Annotated in this window: 13 protein-coding genes; 7 read left to right on the top strand and 6 right to left on the bottom strand. The window is 48.7% G+C overall.

Annotation, left to right across the window (positions count from 1 at the left end):
• Window positions 1-25: 25 nt before the first annotated feature.
• Window positions 26-1,204, bottom strand: a complete 1,179-nt coding sequence (locus tag CSD97_RS09195) for an AAA family ATPase (protein ID WP_005826292.1) — start codon at window positions 1,202-1,204, stop codon at window positions 26-28.
• Window positions 1,205-1,332: 128 nt separating this feature from the next.
• Between CSD97_RS09195 and CSD97_RS09190 the strand changes: the two genes are divergently transcribed.
• Entirely contained in the window at window positions 1,333-2,541 is a 1,209-nt protein-coding gene (locus CSD97_RS09190) for a hypothetical protein (RefSeq protein ID WP_044467947.1), read from the top strand.
• Here CSD97_RS09190 and CSD97_RS09185 read toward each other — a convergent pair.
• Window positions 2,525-3,982 (bottom strand): family 10 glycosylhydrolase, encoded by a 1,458-nt coding sequence (locus CSD97_RS09185; protein ID WP_151252734.1) that lies wholly within the window; start codon window positions 3,980-3,982, stop codon window positions 2,525-2,527. The two genes, CSD97_RS09190 and CSD97_RS09185, sit on opposite strands and share 17 nt — an antisense overlap.
• A gap of 122 nt (window positions 3,983-4,104) precedes the next feature.
• Between CSD97_RS09185 and CSD97_RS09180 the strand changes: the two genes are divergently transcribed.
• Genes CSD97_RS09180 through CSD97_RS09170 form a run of 3 tightly spaced genes read left to right on the top strand, consistent with a single transcriptional unit; the run spans window position 4,105 to window position 6,270 of the window.
• Window positions 4,105-5,535, top strand: a complete 1,431-nt coding sequence (locus tag CSD97_RS09180; RefSeq protein ID WP_044467945.1) for a carbon starvation protein A — start codon at window positions 4,105-4,107, stop codon at window positions 5,533-5,535.
• Entirely contained in the window at window positions 5,535-5,756 is a 222-nt protein-coding gene (locus CSD97_RS09175; protein ID WP_005826297.1) for a hypothetical protein, read from the top strand. The genes CSD97_RS09180 and CSD97_RS09175 overlap by 1 nt, the downstream gene beginning before the upstream one ends.
• A gap of 25 nt (window positions 5,757-5,781) precedes the next feature.
• The gene (locus CSD97_RS09170) at window positions 5,782-6,270 is read left to right on the top strand and encodes an outer membrane beta-barrel protein (RefSeq protein ID WP_044467944.1); all 489 of its coding nucleotides are present in this window, start codon (window positions 5,782-5,784) and stop codon (window positions 6,268-6,270) included.
• Between the two features lie 208 nt (window positions 6,271-6,478).
• On the opposite strand, the gene CSD97_RS18925 is transcribed toward CSD97_RS09170, so the two are convergent.
• Window positions 6,479-6,661 carry a hypothetical protein gene (locus tag CSD97_RS18925; protein ID WP_044467943.1) on the bottom strand — a complete coding sequence of 61 codons (183 nt, stop codon included), beginning with the start codon at window positions 6,659-6,661 and terminating at the stop codon, window positions 6,479-6,481.
• A 112-nt stretch (window positions 6,662-6,773) separates the two neighbouring features.
• Here CSD97_RS18925 and CSD97_RS09160 point away from each other — a divergent pair, with 112 nt between their 5' ends.
• Window positions 6,774-7,952, top strand: coding sequence for an energy transducer TonB (locus tag CSD97_RS09160; RefSeq protein ID WP_057098173.1), 1,179 nt, complete (start codon window positions 6,774-6,776; stop codon window positions 7,950-7,952).
• Window positions 7,953-8,052: 100 nt separating this feature from the next.
• On the opposite strand, the gene uvrA is transcribed toward CSD97_RS09160, so the two are convergent.
• Window positions 8,053-10,836, bottom strand: coding sequence for an excinuclease ABC subunit UvrA (uvrA, locus tag CSD97_RS09155; RefSeq protein WP_005826305.1), 2,784 nt, complete (start codon window positions 10,834-10,836; stop codon window positions 8,053-8,055).
• Between the two features lie 184 nt (window positions 10,837-11,020).
• On the opposite strand from uvrA, the gene CSD97_RS09150 reads away from it, so the two are divergent.
• Window positions 11,021-12,976 carry a HAMP domain-containing sensor histidine kinase gene (locus tag CSD97_RS09150; protein ID WP_057098172.1) on the top strand — a complete coding sequence of 652 codons (1,956 nt, stop codon included), beginning with the start codon at window positions 11,021-11,023 and terminating at the stop codon, window positions 12,974-12,976.
• A gap of 40 nt (window positions 12,977-13,016) precedes the next feature.
• Window positions 13,017-14,528, top strand: coding sequence for a family 10 glycosylhydrolase (locus CSD97_RS09145; protein WP_034525493.1), 1,512 nt, complete (start codon window positions 13,017-13,019; stop codon window positions 14,526-14,528).
• Window positions 14,529-14,580: 52 nt separating this feature from the next.
• Here CSD97_RS09145 and CSD97_RS09140 read toward each other — a convergent pair whose 3' ends face one another.
• Both CSD97_RS09140 and CSD97_RS09135 read right to left on the bottom strand, forming a co-directional pair.
• Window positions 14,581-15,129 carry a chromate transporter gene (locus CSD97_RS09140; RefSeq protein ID WP_057098171.1) on the bottom strand — a complete coding sequence of 183 codons (549 nt, stop codon included), beginning with the start codon at window positions 15,127-15,129 and terminating at the stop codon, window positions 14,581-14,583.
• A 70-nt stretch (window positions 15,130-15,199) separates the two neighbouring features.
• Window positions 15,200-15,742: a chromate transporter gene (locus tag CSD97_RS09135; protein WP_057098170.1), complete on the bottom strand. Its 543-nt coding sequence runs from the start codon at window positions 15,740-15,742 to the stop codon at window positions 15,200-15,202.
• Window positions 15,743-15,751 lie beyond the last annotated feature (9 nt).

The raw sequence follows: 15,751 nt of genomic DNA, 5'->3' as shown, positions 1-15,751 counted from the left end.
TTATTTAAGTAAAAAAATCTCTCTCTTAATACAAGAAACCGAATAACCAGAGAGGTATTTGGTTGCCTCGGCCTATTTCCGCCTTATGCAGTACATAAGTAACTCCCGGATTATTCTTTATCTTTGTTCCTTCCGGACAAATCTTGAAAGGCATCACCTCATCTACCATGAAGGAGATGTTCTTGTCACCCTTGTTCACTTTGTGGTCCTTCCACATTGTGTTGGCAAAGAAAGTGTCCAGTACGTCTTGTTCTTCCACCTTGACGGGATAGATGGAATACATCAGATTTGAATTGTGCATCATTATCTTCGACGGCTTCTTGGGGAATTCTTCTCCTTTCGGATAGACCATATTGATGAGTCGTGCGTCTGCCAGATACTTGATGTAATTCATTACTGTGGCGCGGGAGGTCTGTATGTCGTTTGCCAGTTGGCTGACATTCGGCGCTTTTGGCCCGTCCACGGCCAACAAATATAGTAATTTCTTTATCTTCGAAAGGTATTTCAGCTCAATTTGTTTGATGAGCAGGATGTCTACTTCCACCATCATGTTCATTGTCTTGAGCAGATTCTCCGAGAAGTTACGCTTTTCGAGGAAGAAAGGGTAGAAGCCGTGGTGCATATAGTCCTGCATGTAGTCCAATGGACGTACTTTGGAGAGGATGCCTTTGGCTATCTGTTCGTGGTTGCTCAGGATTTCTTCCAACGGATAGGCGTGGAACTTCATGCCCGTCTGCAGGTTCAGGTATTCGCGGAAGGAGAAGCCGCGCAGGTTGTAGCTCTTCACGATGTCGCGCAACTCCATATTCTCCTCTTTCAGGCGCATCACGGACGAGCCGGTGAACACGATTTTCAGGTTGGGGAAGCGGTCGTAGCACATACGCAGTTCCTTGCTCCATTCCGGGTACTTGAATACCTGGTCTATCAACAGCACTTTTCCTCCGCGACGCTGGAATTCGGCGGCGAACTCCACGATGCCATGTCCGGAGAAGTAGAAGTTGTTCATGTTGATGAAGAGGCAGGAGCGGTCTGTGCCGAATTTCTCTTTGGCATATTGCAGCAAGAAAGTAGTCTTACCTACGCCTCTTGTGCCTTTGATACCGATAAGACGGTCATTCCAGTCTATTTCGTCCATTAGGTCGCGGCGTACGGGGGCATTGGTATGCTCTACGAGATAAGCGTGTGTACGGTAAAATGCTTCCATGCTTTAAATTCGGTTTATCGGGCGACAAATATACGGCTTTTTTATAGATTTGCAAAGTAGAGATGGCAAAATATTATATAACTTTGCACTCTCATACAAAACGTGAGTAATTGGTTAACATTTGAAAGATGAAACTTTATGTGTTCAATCCTGATGCAGATATGGCATTGGGAAATAATGAAGAAAATTATATGGCGCCCGCTACCATCCGCCGTATGGCTGAAGACTTGGCTTTGTTGCCGATTTGGTATGCCCAGCCGGGTAGTGGGGTACTGGCCTCTTCCGCCTATAATGCAGATTATCTGAAACAGATGCAACAGTTGTTCCGGCTGGATGTGCATTTGGTGACAGAGCCGGAGCTGCCCGATTATGCTGATGTGCGGGTAATGCCTTGGGGATGGAACCCCGCTATCCGTAAACGGATGTTGAAAGGCGGTGTTCTGGAAAAAAATCTTCCTACGCCGGATGCTTTGGATAAATATCGTATGAAGGCTGCCCGTAGTAACGCTTTGGCTTTTCGCGCACTTTTCTATTTCAATAAAATAGATTATACTTGTGGTGACGGTTGTTGCTTGGTGGAGGCTGATGGTAGAATGACGGATATCTCTCCGGATATTGTTGATCGTTACAAGGAGGGATGTGTGTTCAAATCACTTTGGTCGGGAAGTGGAAAGGGATTGTGTTGGTGCCGTCATGGCTTTACGAAAAATGTTTCCGATTGGTGTAGTAGGGCGCTGAAAGAAAATAGAGGTTTTGTGATGGAGCCTATATTTGATAAGGTGGAAGACTTTGCCATGGAATTTTATTCGGATGGTCGGGGAAAGCTTCTTTTTGTCGGCTATTCCCGTTTTGTTACGGATGACAAAGGGGCATATCGTGGTAATATCCTTACTTCGGATGAGCAAGTGGAGGAATGGATTCAGCAATATGTACCCTTTGAAGCATTTGTACGCATACGCAATATGATGCAGAAAGCATTGGAAACGAGTTATGCTACATCTTATATGGGTTTCTTGGGTGTGGACATGATGGTCTGCCGTCAGAAGGAAGGGCATCCGTATGCCATCAACCCCCATGTCGAAATAAATCTACGGATGAATATGGGAATCGTTTCCCATGTGCTTAGTGATCATTTCATTGTCCCCGGTGGGGAGGGACGTTTCTCCATTGATTGTTTTCCGACCCATGAAGCTTTGATGGAGCGGCATGAGCAGGATATGCAAAGCTATCCGCTGGTGGTGAAGGACGGCAGGGTTGTTTCCGGCTATCTGCCTCTGGTACCGGTCACTCCGAAGAGCCGTTACCGGGCTTTTGTCTGTGTCACTGCTGCTGAATAGCTTCGCTTTCGTTTCCGCAACGGTCTATGGCTGTCACGGCAAAATATTTTCGGGCAGTCCACGGGCGGATGGGGGCATAGGTATATTCCGTGCCTTGTACTCGTTGTGCCAGGATATTCTCCGGATTGGAGGTATCTACGGGATAGGTGTCCGAACCGTAGATTACATACATCGGAGCATTCCGCTTGTCATTGTCCGTGGCGGGTTGCCAGCTTAGTTTCCAATAGCCGTTTTCCGGTGTTTCCACCGTGAGTCCGGAGGGAGGTGTAGGAGCTACATTGTCTATCCACGGCATGGCGGGTTGCAGGGCCGGGGCGGTATAGAAGTCTTCTTCCAGCGCATCATAAAGCCCTTGCGTATTGTCCATCAGATACTTCACGCGGTAGTGTGCCTCGCCCGCCAGACCGTGGGCGCGGATAAAGTGCATCTGCCGTTCAATCTCGTCCAGCGTCCAGTTCCCTTCGCTGGGGTCGAGGAAGTAGATGCCCAGACCGGGAATGATTTGGCGTCCGTTACTTTGTTCCTGCCAGTCGAGGGCAAAGGGATAGAAATGATTGCCACGGAAATAGAGCATCGGATAAATCTGGTCCTGGATGCCCTCGCCCAGCCAACCCTGCACGTCTTGATAGACGGTGTGGAAGGCATTCCAGCCACGGGAGGGGTAGCGGGAAGTGTCTTTGTATTTTCCTACCGGGCAGGTGCTGACCTTTACCCAGGGTTTCATGGCTTTTACACCTTTATATATATAGCGTACTATTTCCGTCAGGTTGTCTCTGCGCCATTGGGCAAGGCTGCGTCCTTTGCTGTATTTGCGGTAGTCGTAGCTGTCGGGAAAACGGGGGGCGTTTTCCGGATAGCGCAGGTAGTCGAAGTGTATCCCGTCTACATCGTAGCGTTCCACCACTTCGCGGACAAGGCTCATCAGGTACTCTTTGGTTTGCGGATGTCCGGGATTCAGGAAGTATTCGCGTTTGTAGGGTACGCAGATGGCGCGTTTCTTTTTGGTGACGGACTCTTTACCGAGGGCGGCTACATGCTTGCGGTTGCCCAGAGGGATGGTCACCATCCAGGCATGGCACTCCATACCGCGCTTGTGGCATTCGGCTATGGCAAAAGCCAGCGGATCGTAGCCGGGGTCGCCGCCCACCTTTCCGGTCAGTATGGAGTTGTAGGGCTCGATGGCTGATTTGTAGAGGACATCTCCCCGTGTACGGGTCTGGAACAGTACTGTGTTGAAATTGGCGGCTTTCAGTCTGTCCAATATTTCAATCAGTTCGGCCTGTTGCTTGCGGATGCCTTCGGGCGAAGTGGTGCGTGTCTGCGGCCAGTCCAGGCCATAGACGGCAGTTATCCAGGCGGCACGCACTTCATGCTTGGGCGGTTGCGCAGCCAGTGGCAGCAAGACGGCCATATATAGTAAAATGGAAATAATTCGTTTCATTTTTCTCTTTTCTTCTTTATTTCTGTCATATTTCTCGGCGAAGATAAGCAAAACACCCGATTATTTTGTGCTGTTTACTTGGAAACTGTTACATTTGCATACATTAAAGATATTAACACGCCATGATTACATTTACGCTTTGCCTGCTGGCGTTGATAGCCGGCTATTTTATCTACGGACGCTTCATAGAACGCGTCTTTGGTCCCGATGACCGCAAAACACCCGCCCTTACCAAAGCCGATGGTGTGGATTACATTCCACTGCCTACTTGGAAAATCTTTATGATACAGTTTCTCAATATTGCCGGGTTGGGACCTATCTTCGGTGCCATCATGGGAGCTAAGTTCGGTACGGCATCCTATCTGTGGATTGTACTTGGCAGTATCTTTGCCGGTGCAGTGCACGACTATCTTGCCGGTATGCTCTCCTTGCGGCATGACGGGGAAAGCCTGCCGGAAATCATCGGACGCTATCTGGGGCTGACCACCAAGCAGGTGATGCGCGGCTTTACCGTCATCCTGATGATATTGGTGGGAGCTGTCTTTGTGGCAGGACCGGCCGGACTGCTTGCCAAGCTGACCCCCGACAGCTTGGATACCACCTTCTGGATTATTGTTGTTTTCGCTTATTATATCTTTGCCACTTTGCTGCCGGTAGATAAGATTATCGGTAAGATATACCCGCTGTTCGCCGTTGCCCTGCTGTTCATGGCGGTCGGTATTCTGGTAATGCTTTACGTCAACCATCCTGCATTGCCGGAGATATGGGACGGATTGCAGAACACGCATCCCGATGCGGTTGCATTGCCCATCTTCCCCATCATGTTCGTCAGCATTGCCTGCGGTGCCATCAGTGGCTTCCATGCCACGCAGAGTCCGCTGATGGCACGTTGCATGACAAGCGAGCGCCACGGACGCCCCGTTTTCTATGGGGCAATGATAACCGAAGGCATTGTAGCTCTGATATGGGCTGCCGCCGCCACTTATTTCTTCCACGAGAACGGGATGGGGGAGACGAATGCCTCTATCATTGTAGACGCCATTACAAAAGACTGGCTGGGTGCCGTAGGTGGCGTATTGGCCATTCTGGGTGTTATTGCCGCGCCTATTACCAGTGGCGACACGGCTTTCCGTTCAGCGCGCCTCATTGTGGCGGATTTCTTGGGAATGGAACAAAAATCCATGCGTCGCCGTTTATATATATGCATCCCGATGTTCCTGGTAGCCATTAGCTTGTTGCTTTACAGCCTGCGGGACAAGGATGGATTTGATATGATTTGGCGTTATTTTGCCTGGGCCAATCAGACTCTGTCCGTCTTTACGTTGTGGGCCATTACGGTCTATCTGGTACGCGAGAAGAAAGGACGTTATTATTACGTCACCTATTTCCCGGCATTATTCATGACGGCTGTGTGTACCACTTACATCTGCATTGCTCCCGAAGGTTTCGGGCTCGGTCCGAATTATGCGCTGGGCGTAGCCTTGATAGCTGTTGTGCTGGCTGCTATTTGGTTTAATATTTGGTATTTTAAGACGACTAAAAAACTTTGGTAATGAAGAAAATCAAGAAATCTACCGGGCTCACGTTGGCCCTGCTTATTTACGTTTCTGCTACTGCCGCTTATTTCCTTCCCCGCAATACGGAAATCAGCGATACTGAGAAGTATGTCACCGTAGCTGCTTCGTACCTCATTGTATTTGTGCTGTGGCTGGTGCTTCGCAAGAAGGAGGCGCTGCAACGCAAGCGATTCGAAGAAGACAATAAACAACATTGATTATTTACTCAAAAAACAGAACAAGATGAAAAAACTGGCATTATTCGTTTGCTTGCTTGTTGTCACAGTGGCAGCTCAGGCACAGTTTGAAAAAGGTAAGTGGATTTTGAACCCGTCCATCACCGGTTTGGAATTTTCTCATGACACGGGAACCGACAAGACAAGTTTTGGCCTTGAAGCCAAGGGAGGTGCTTTTCTACTCGACAACATCGCCTTGCTGGTGCATGCCGGAGCTGCTTGGAATACCGGAGGATCTGACCTCGATGTCTATACGCTGGGTGTAGGCGGACGTTATTATTTCGACAAGATTGGCGTGTATCTGGGTGCCGATGTCAATGTGGACCGTTGGGATTGGGGACACGATTTGGATGATACCAAGTTCTCTTTCGGTCTGGAAGCCGGTTATGCGTTCTTCCTGACGCGTACGGTAACCATTGAGCCTGCTGCTTATTGGAACATTAACGACGACCGTTCTAAATTTGGTCTGAAAGTAGGTTTCGGATTCTATTTCTAATCTCATTTTGCTACTACCACAGAGTTTGTTTTTGCAAAACATCTGTCATGCTATCACGCGGAGGGGTATATTCTATTGATTACAAATACCTTACCGCGTGATAGATAGGCGTGATAGATAAGAATCGTTACACTTATCTGTCACGCCCATTTCGTTTCCATTTCAATTGTACTGCATACTTCTTTCATTGGCGCTATTATCTTAGTTATCAGTTCTTTCCTACTGCAAAGTTCTGCACGCTTTTTGCAGTGTCACTGCATGAGGCTTGCAGTAGCTCTGCAATACGGTTGCAGTCGTACTGCAATGGGCGTGCAGCAGCACTGCAAAAGGAATGCAGTGACTTTGCAGTGGCGATGCAGTGTCTTTTAGCCGTAATCTTTTCTATTCTCATACCGTTATTACATGTATTCCTAATATAGTCTTATGAGATTAGGGGTTCTATTTTTGATTATGATTGCGAAAATGAGTATATTTGATGCTATGGACTTGAAATACAAAATGCTATGAACAGAGTTTGTTTTCTCCTATTGCTTTGTTGCCTTTCATCCTGCAAGATGAATAAGACGGAACGCGTAGAAATGCCTGAAGATTCTGTAGATACGGTAGGGTTAGACCGACGGTTGCAGGAAAAATCAGTGAGCGATAGCCTCAAGATAGGGCTCGTGGATGACGGTGACTGCTTGCAAAAACAATTGCTTGCCATTCACGACGAACTGAGAAAGCGGTTGGAAAACACAACCTACACACACATCCGGAGGAATGTGACCGGATATGGGGTGGGGATGCATTGCATAGATATAGATTTGATTGTGAATACTCCTGAAAAACGGAAAGAGTTCCGGGAGGAGATAATGGACTCCCCCGTTTTCTGTTTTCATGGTGTAGAAGTCCCCGTCATCAACGAGAGAGTAGGCAGGAATCATATTCGTGGCATCCATATCCGTCCCGAATATCCAGTCTTTTCAACGAAAGCGCCTCATGCGACATTCATCCTCAGCAATCACAGTGGCGGAGATTTGACCTGCGGCGAGCATTACTACCTGACGTTCGAAGACGAAAAAGGTACCTGGCGGGAATTGCCGATAAACGCTGCCTTTTGGGACATCGCCTATGTGCTGCGGGATGGGGAGGAAAGGGTTATGAAAGCCTCTCTTTATCCGGATGTGCATCCCAACAAGCCGGGACGCTACCGTTACTTTTATGAGATAACCATCAGGAGGAAACCTGTCTTGATGATGGCTGAGTTCAGATTGACGGACAATGAGGAAGAATGGAGAACGGCGGAAAAGACATCTCTTCCCCCTTATATTTCGGATGCAGGGAAGGGCGGGAGCCCACAATTGATAACGGAAGAGCCAATGGAAGAACCGGTCTATAAAGTAGTGGAAGTGATGCCCGAGTTTCCGGGAGGTATGAAAGCCTTAATGGATTTTATTCAAAAGAATATCCGTTATCCGGAAGAAGTCCGTAAGAATGGCATTCAAGGAAGAGTTGCTGTCAGCGTGGTGATTGACGAGAATGGTCGTGTGACGGACCCCGTTATTATGCGCAGCAGGTATCCTGCCCTGGATGAGGAAGCATTACGGATTGTAGAATTGATGCCACAATGGAAACCGGGGATGCAGCAGGGTAAAGCCGTGAAGGTGGAATTTACTTTTCCGGTTACTTTTAAATTGGAGTAGTAGCACCCGGTAAGATTAAGCACAAAGACACGGAGGCATAGAGTTTTATTCTTTTTCCTTGAATTTAATATCTCTGTGTCTCCGTGCCTCTGTGTTCTATTTAAGGAAGCGAGGGGTGTAATTTCTCTTGCAAGAATTGTCCCGTATAACTTGCCGCACACTTCGCCACTTCCTCCGGTGTACCGGTAGCTACGATGTTTCCTCCTTTGTCCCCTCCTTCGGGCCCCAGGTCTATCACATGGTCCGCACACTTCACCACATCCAGATTATGTTCGATGATGACAATGCTGTGCCCGCGGCGTATTAGGGCATCGAAGGCTTCGAGCAGTTTCTTGATGTCATGGAAGTGTAGTCCGGTGGTCGGTTCATCGAAGATGAACATGGTCGGGTCTGCTTTCTCCTGGCTGAGGTAGAAGGCGAGTTTCACGCGCTGGTTCTCTCCACCGGAGAGGGTGGAGGAGGCTTGCCCCAGTTTGATATATCCCAAACCTACATCCTGCAAGGGTTGCAGCTTCTTCACAATCTTTTTCTGTCCGTGTTGCGTAAAGAATTCGATGGCTTGGTTTACGGTCATCTCCAATACGTCGTAGATATTCATGTCGTGGAACTTCACTTCCAGCGTGTCCGCCTTGAAGCGTTTGCCGTGGCAGGATTCGCATTCCAGTACAAGGTCTGCCATGAATTGCATCTCCACCGTGATGGTGCCTTCACCCTTGCATTCCTCGCAACGGCCGCCTTCGCTGTTGAAGCTGAAGTATCCGGCACTGTATCCCATCTGCTTGGCAAGCGGTTGGTCCGCCCATAGTTTACGGATTTCATCGTAGGCCTTGATGTAGGTCACGGGGTTACTTCTCGATGACTTCCCGATAGGATTCTGGTCAACAAACTCTACATTGCGCAGGTTCTGCAAGTCTCCTCCAATGGAAGTGAACTCGCCTGGACGTTCGTTGCATTCATCCAGCTCTCGTTTCAGGGCGCGGTAGAAGATGTCGCGTACCAGCGTACTCTTGCCCGAACCGCTGACACCGGTGACTACGGTCATTACATTCAGCGGGAACCGTGCCTCTACACCCTTCAGGTTGTTTTCGCGTGCGCCTTTTATTTCTATGTAGTTGTTCCACGGGCGGCGGTGTTCCGGCAGGGGGATGGTTTCTTCGCCCAGCAGATAGCGCACGGTATAGCTGTCACTGTCTTTCTGAAGGTCTTTCATATCTCCTTGGTAGACGACCTTCCCTCCCAGGCGGCCTGCCCGGGGACCGATGTCGATGATATAGTCGGCAGCACGGATAATCTCTTCATCGTGTTCCACTACCACTACCGTATTGCCCAACTGTTGCAGCTGGCGGAGCACGTGTATCAGTTTGTCCGTATCGCGGCTATGCAGGCCGATGCTCGGTTCGTCAAGAATATACAGGCTGCCCACCAGACTACTTCCCAGCGAGGTGGCGAGGTTGATTCGCTGGCTTTCACCGCCGGAGAGCGAGTTGCTGAGGCGGTTCAGCGTGAGGTATCCCAAACCGACATCCAATAGGAATTGGATGCGGCTGTTGATTTCTGTCAGGATGCGGCGGGCTATGTCGGCGTCATGTGGGTCTAGCTGCAGGTTGTCGAAGAAGAGCTTCAACTCAGTGATGGGCAAATCTACCAGTTCGGAGATGTTGCGTCCTCCCACGCGTACGTAGTTTGCTTCGGGCTTCAGGCGGGTACCGTGGCATTTGGGGCAGAGCGTCTTTCCGCGGTAGCGTGCCAGCATCACACGGTATTGTATCTTGTACTGATTTTCCTGCACCATCTTGAAGAAGGCGTTGATGCCCTCAAAGTAGGGTGTCCCTTCCCACAGCATCCGGCGTTGCTCGTCGGTCAGTTCATAATAGGGAGTGAAGATGGGGAAGCCGGCTTTCTCGGCTCCGTGTATCACCATATCCCTCCATTCGCCCATCTTTTCGCCCCGCCAGCATACAACGGCTCCATCATAGACGGACAAGGAGCGGTCGGGTATCACGAGATGCTCGTCGATGCCGATGACTTTCCCGAATCCCTCGCATACGGGACATGCGCCGATGGGAGAGTTGAAGGAGAACATCTGGTCGTTCGGCTCCTCGAAGATGATGCCGTCCGCCTCGAACTTGGTGCTGAACCGGTAGAGGCAGGTGCTTCCGTCGGACTGGTAGAACCGCAGCAGGCAGGCGCCGTCTCCTTCGTACATGGCTGTCTCTGCCGAGTCGGTGAGGCGGCTCACGGAGTCCTTTTCGGAAGAGGCTGTCATACGGTCAATCAGCAGGAAAACGGTGTCTCCCTCTTTCGGCTTGTATTCGTCGATGCGCATCATCTCACCGTTCACTTCCAGACGGGTGAAACCTTGCTTCATGTCTATCTCCAGTTGTTGTTGCAGCGTGCGGTCTTCGCGCAGCAATATCGGGGCGAGCACGGTATATCTGGTTCCTTCCGGATATTCCAGCATGCACTTCACGATGTCTTCCGCCGAATGCTTCTTCACTTCCTGTCCGCTGACCGGGCTGAAGGTTTTCCCCACACGGGCATAGAGCAGCCGCAGGTATTCGTATATTTCGGTGGAGGTGCCCACGGTGGACCGCGGATTGCGGCTGCTAACTTTCTGCTCGATGGCAATGGCAGGCGGGATGCCTTTGATGAAATCGCATTCGGGCTTGCTCATGCGTCCCAGGAATTGGCGGGCGTAACTGCTCAAGCTCTCCACGTAGCGGCGCTGCCCCTCGGCATATAATGTATCGAAAGCAAGTGAGGATTTTCCGGAACCGGACAGTCCGGTGATGACTACGAGTTTGTTACGGGGAATCTCTACGTCAATGTTCTTGAGGTTATTGACACGAGCTCCCTTTATGATAATCGATGTATTTTCTGCCATATAAAAGTCACTTATGTGATTTAGGATTTGCAAAGATAATGCAAACCGGGGTAGAATAAAACGAACCTGCTGGAAAAATCGTATCAGACAGGCAAGGTTAAGATTTGTTATACTTTAGGATGACTGCTAATTTACATTAAATAAAAGCACTAAATTCGCATCCGACTCCTTTTAATGTCCGAACATGGTAAAGCGTAATATAAAATGGCTTCTTGTTGTGCTGGTATTAGGTTTATACCCCTCAATCCTGCATGCCGAAGACCCTTATGGAGAGATGAAAGCTCTGGCAGATAGTGCGCGGAAAGTGTTGGGACAAGACCGGCTGCCTTCCGTCAATGCCCGGTGGATGAAACTTGCCCGCGAACTGAACGATACGGTACAGATTAGCGATGCCCACAACAACCTGATTTCTCATTATTATCAGTTGGGGGACATTGACCACCTGAAAGCCGCAACCTATGAATATATGGACTGGTGCCGGAAATACCAACGGACACGAGACCGGTATATGGCGTGGCGGCAGTACATTCAGCGCATGACGGAGAAAGGTATGCAAGAGGAGGCGATGGCTGAAACCGTCAGGCTCCACCAGGATGCCGAGCAAGCCCGGGACAAATACGGATTGGCTTGTGGCGAAATGTGCATCGGGTATAACCATCGGGTCTTTGGAAACAATGTGAAACTGTGTATAGAGAATTACAACAATGCACTGAAACTTTTCGAGGAAGGCAGCTACTATCGTGACGCATACGTGGTGTTGCTTAATATTATCCAGACTTATCTTTCACGCAGTGAGTATGCAGAAGCCGGCGAGTATCTGAGTAAATTGTCGCAACTGGAGGATGAACTGAACCGTAAACAAGTCGACATAGACCCTTCCCTGCACCTGCGTTTCTGTGAATTCAGGGTTATAGGCTTATTGGCCAATGAAGGTAGAAAGGCTGCTGAGCCTTATATTGAGGAGACTGACCGTTTCTACCGTCAACATCCGGAGAGTTCGACGCCCGAAGCATGGTTTGGCTATAAGATAATGTGTTGCCGTATCCTCGGTGATTTGAAAGGTAACATTGCTTACGTGGATTCACTCATGGATTATCAGCATTCACTGGGGCTTTGCTATCCTTATAACCATTATATGAAAGGAGAACTGCAGGAACAGTTGGGCGATTATCGTGCGGCTTGCCGCAGTTATGCCAGATATGGTGCCGTGAGTGATTCTGTACGTACGGCTGAGATGGATGACAAGCTAAGCAAATATACGGCACAGTTTGAGGTGGACCGGCTGAAGATGGAGAAACTGGAACTGAGTGCCAGATTGAACGAGGAAAGACTGATGATAGCCTTGGCCGTTGGCGGACTGGTATTGCTGCTCTTGCTGCTCATTACTTATCTGTACATCCGCACCCTCTCCATGAACCGCAAGTTGGAAGCTGCACGCAGGGCGGTGGAAAAAATGAGCCAGGTCAAAAGTTCCTTTATACAGCATATCACCCATGAAATCCGTACTCCGTTGAATTCCATCGTCGGCTTTTCTACCTTGCTGGCTCAAGAGAAGCTGGATGATGTGGAGAAGCGCGAGTATGTTGAACAAGTGGAGGGCAACAATACATATCTGTTGAGCCTGATGGAGAACATACTCAATATTGCGGATATGGATTCGCGAGTGTGGGAGATGCCGCGGGAGGAGGAGGAGATAGAAGTGGATGCGTGTTGCAAGGAATGTATTGAGGGCTTCCGTCTGGAACTGAAGCCGGGAGTTGAACTGGAATATGTGCCTGCTTCCGGTATTACGGCCTTTTATGCAGCCCGGCAATGGCTGAAAATGGTGCTGGTGTCTTTGTTGGATAATGCGGTGAAGTTTACGGAAGAAGGTCATATACGCGTTTCCTGCGAGGAAGATAAGTCCCGACATGTATTGCGCTTCGTGATAGAGGATACCGGTATAGGCATCAGGCCGGACGAATCGGACCGTATTTTCGAACGTTTTTATAAAGTGGACACGTTTACCAAAGGGTCCGGATTGGGGCTTGCCATAGCCAATGAGATAATGGAGTTGGTGGGAGGCCGGATTTATCTGGATGACACCTATTGCGGAGGATGCCGCTTTATTGTGGAATGGCCGATGAAGGACAAACCTTAATTATAAACTATTTTAAGTATTAAAAAGCTGTAATTAGAGAATGAGAGTAAAATCCCTTTTATGTGTATTCTTCTTGCTGCTAATGGCGGGAGGAGTATTTGCGCAAGTGCAGACCGGGTCTGCCTATCCTAAACGTGAATTTCGTGCAGCATGGATACAGTCAGTAAACGGACAGTTCCGTGGAATGCCGACCGAAAAGCTGAAGCAGAATCTGATCGGGCAGTTGAATTCCTTGCAGAAGGCGGGAATCAATGCCATCATTTTCCAGGTACGTCCCGAAGCGGATGCTCTGTATGCTTCCAGACTGGAACCGTGGAGTCGTTTCCTTACCGGAGTGCAGGGTAAAGCGCCCGAACCCTATTGGGACCCTATGCAGTTTATGATTGATGAATGCCATAAGCGTGGTATGGAGTTTCATGCATGGATTAATCCGTATCGCACGAAGACGACCTTGAAGAGTGAGTTGGCTCCCAATCATGTGTACAATATCCATCCGGAATGGTTTGTCACTTATGGCGACCAGTTGTATTTTGACCCGGCACTGCCTGAGAGCCGCCGGCACATCTGCATGGTGGTGAGCGACATCGTTTCCCGCTATGATGTGGATGCCATTCATATGGACGATTACTTTTATCCTTATCCCATTAAGGGAAAGGATTTCCCTGACGATGCAAGTTTTGCACGTTTTGGCGGAGGTTTCAGCAATAAAGGAGACTGGCGCCGGAGCAACGTGAATGTGCTGATTAAGAAACTGCATGAAACAATTCGTGAAATCAAGCCGTGGGTGAAGTTCGGGGTTTCTCCGTTTGGCATTTACCGGAATGAAAGCAGTGACCCGCTTGGCAGTAAGACCAAAGGCCTGCAAAACTACGATGACCTTTATGCGGACGTGTTGCTGTGGGCCCGTGAAGGTTGGATAGACTATAATATTCCGCAGATTTATTGGCATATAGGACATCCGGTTGCCGACTATGAGACACTGGTGAAGTGGTGGGCCAGGAATACGGAAAACCGCCCCTTGTTTATCGGCCAGTCCGTGATGAACACCGTGCAGAATGCCGACCCCAAGAACCCGTCGATAAATCAGCTTCCTCGCAAAATGGCCTTGCAACGGGCCTATCAGACCATCGGTGGCAGTTGCCAGTGGCCTGCCAGTGCGGTTGTAGAGAATGCAGGCAAGTATCGCGATGCCCTGATTGCCGAATATCATAAGTATCCGGCGCTACCTCCCGTTTTCGATTTCATGGATAACGAAGCCCCGGCAAAGGTACGTAAGATGAAACCGGTGTGGACGGAAGACGGATATATTCTTTTCTGGACAGCTCCCAAGTATAAAGAGGAAATGAACCGTGCCGTCCAATATGTGGTCTATCGCTTTAATGACAAAGAGAAAGTGAATATAGATGACCCTTCCCATATTGTAGCCATCACGCGCGATAATTTCTATAAACTTCCTTACGAAGACGGAAAGACAAAGTACCGCTATGTGGTGACAGCCTTGGACCGTCTGCATAATGAATCGAAATCCGTTGGAAAGAAGATTAAACTTTAAAAATTAGGGATTAAGGATTAGGGATTAATCATTAACGTTTAATCCTTAATCCTTAATAAAGTATCAATCCTGCTATTCCACAAGCTACAATCATTCCTATCGGGTTCAGTTTATATTTCTTTGTGCCTATAAATGCCACGAGGAAGATGAGGCAGCTGATGACGAAGGAATATATGTCTTCTTTGGGAGAACTGAAGTTTTCCGAATTCATCAATACCAGCGCGGCTGAGGCTAGCAGACCGACCACTGCCGGGCGGAGCCCACTGAATACCGCTTCCACGGAAGGATGTTTCTGGTATTTCAGAAAGAATTTGCTGATGGTCAGCATCAGTAGGAAAGAGGGGAGCACTACGGCAAAAGTGGCGACAATAGATCCCCATACACTACCAGTAACCGTAAAACCTACATAGGTTGCCGAATTGATACCTATCGGACCGGGTGTCATTTGGCTGATTGCCACAATATCAGTAAACTCTTGAGGGGAAAGCCAGCCATAACGGGTGACTACTTCGCCTTGTATCATGGACAGCATGGCATATCCGCCGCCAAAGCCGAAAAGGCCGATTTTAAAGAATGTATAGAATAACTGTAAGAAAATCATGGTTAGTGATTAATGGTTAGTGATTAATGATTAGTGTTGTTGCACCTTTCATTTTTTAATTCTTTCATTTTTAATTCTTCGGATGTTTCCAACGTCCGAAGACGTATCCCCCTACACCTGCCGCAATGATAATCCAGATGGGAGAGAAGCCCAACAGCCAGATGAGCAGTGCTGAAACCACCGGTATCCATATGTTGTATCGGTTTATCCGGGCCGATTTAGCCATGCTGAATGTAGGGGCTGCAATCAATGCAACCACTGCCGGGCGAATACCTTTGAATATACGTTCCACAATGGTGTTGTCCTTGAAGTTGTGAAAGAACAACGCTATGGCGAGGATGATGAGAAACGAAGGAAGTATGGTTCCCAATGCAGTGATTATGCTCCCTCGTATTCCCCGTAGCCGGTACCCTATAAAAATGGATATATTGACGGCAAGGATGCCCGGAGCGGACTGTGATATAGCAAGCAGGTCAATGAAATCTTCTTTGGCTATCCAGTTTCGTTTGGTTACGATTTCGTTTTCTATCAGCGGTACCATAGCATAACCGCCGCCGATGGTAAAGGCTCCTATCTTAAAGAAAATGGAGAATGCTTCAAGATATATATTCATATTCAAAAT

The organism is Bacteroides sp. AR29 (genome assembly GCF_900217715.1).
GTDB classification, from domain to species: domain Bacteria; phylum Bacteroidota; class Bacteroidia; order Bacteroidales; family Bacteroidaceae; genus Bacteroides; species Bacteroides uniformis.
The sequence above is the reverse complement of the archived record's forward strand: the minus strand, read 5'-3'. Positions and strand labels throughout refer to the sequence as shown.

Excerpts from the sequence above, each read along its gene's own strand:
- CSD97_RS09195 (WP_005826292.1), bottom strand. The coding sequence starts at position 1,204 with ATGGAAGCATTTTACCGTACACACGCTTATCTCGTAGAGCATACCAAT.
- CSD97_RS09190 (WP_044467947.1), top strand. The coding sequence starts at position 1,333 with ATGAAACTTTATGTGTTCAATCCTGATGCAGATATGGCATTGGGAAAT.
- CSD97_RS09185 (WP_151252734.1), bottom strand. The coding sequence starts at position 3,982 with ATGAAACGAATTATTTCCATTTTACTATATATGGCCGTCTTGCTGCCA.
- CSD97_RS09180 (WP_044467945.1), top strand. The coding sequence starts at position 4,105 with ATGATTACATTTACGCTTTGCCTGCTGGCGTTGATAGCCGGCTATTTT.
- CSD97_RS09175 (WP_005826297.1), top strand. The coding sequence starts at position 5,535 with ATGAAGAAAATCAAGAAATCTACCGGGCTCACGTTGGCCCTGCTTATT.
- CSD97_RS09170 (WP_044467944.1), top strand. The coding sequence starts at position 5,782 with ATGAAAAAACTGGCATTATTCGTTTGCTTGCTTGTTGTCACAGTGGCA.
- CSD97_RS18925 (WP_044467943.1), bottom strand. The coding sequence starts at position 6,661 with ATGAGAATAGAAAAGATTACGGCTAAAAGACACTGCATCGCCACTGCA.
- CSD97_RS09160 (WP_057098173.1), top strand. The coding sequence starts at position 6,774 with ATGAACAGAGTTTGTTTTCTCCTATTGCTTTGTTGCCTTTCATCCTGC.
- uvrA (WP_005826305.1), bottom strand. The coding sequence starts at position 10,836 with ATGGCAGAAAATACATCGATTATCATAAAGGGAGCTCGTGTCAATAAC.
- CSD97_RS09150 (WP_057098172.1), top strand. The coding sequence starts at position 11,021 with ATGGTAAAGCGTAATATAAAATGGCTTCTTGTTGTGCTGGTATTAGGT.
- CSD97_RS09145 (WP_034525493.1), top strand. The coding sequence starts at position 13,017 with ATGAGAGTAAAATCCCTTTTATGTGTATTCTTCTTGCTGCTAATGGCG.
- CSD97_RS09140 (WP_057098171.1), bottom strand. The coding sequence starts at position 15,129 with ATGATTTTCTTACAGTTATTCTATACATTCTTTAAAATCGGCCTTTTC.
- CSD97_RS09135 (WP_057098170.1), bottom strand. The coding sequence starts at position 15,742 with ATGAATATATATCTTGAAGCATTCTCCATTTTCTTTAAGATAGGAGCC.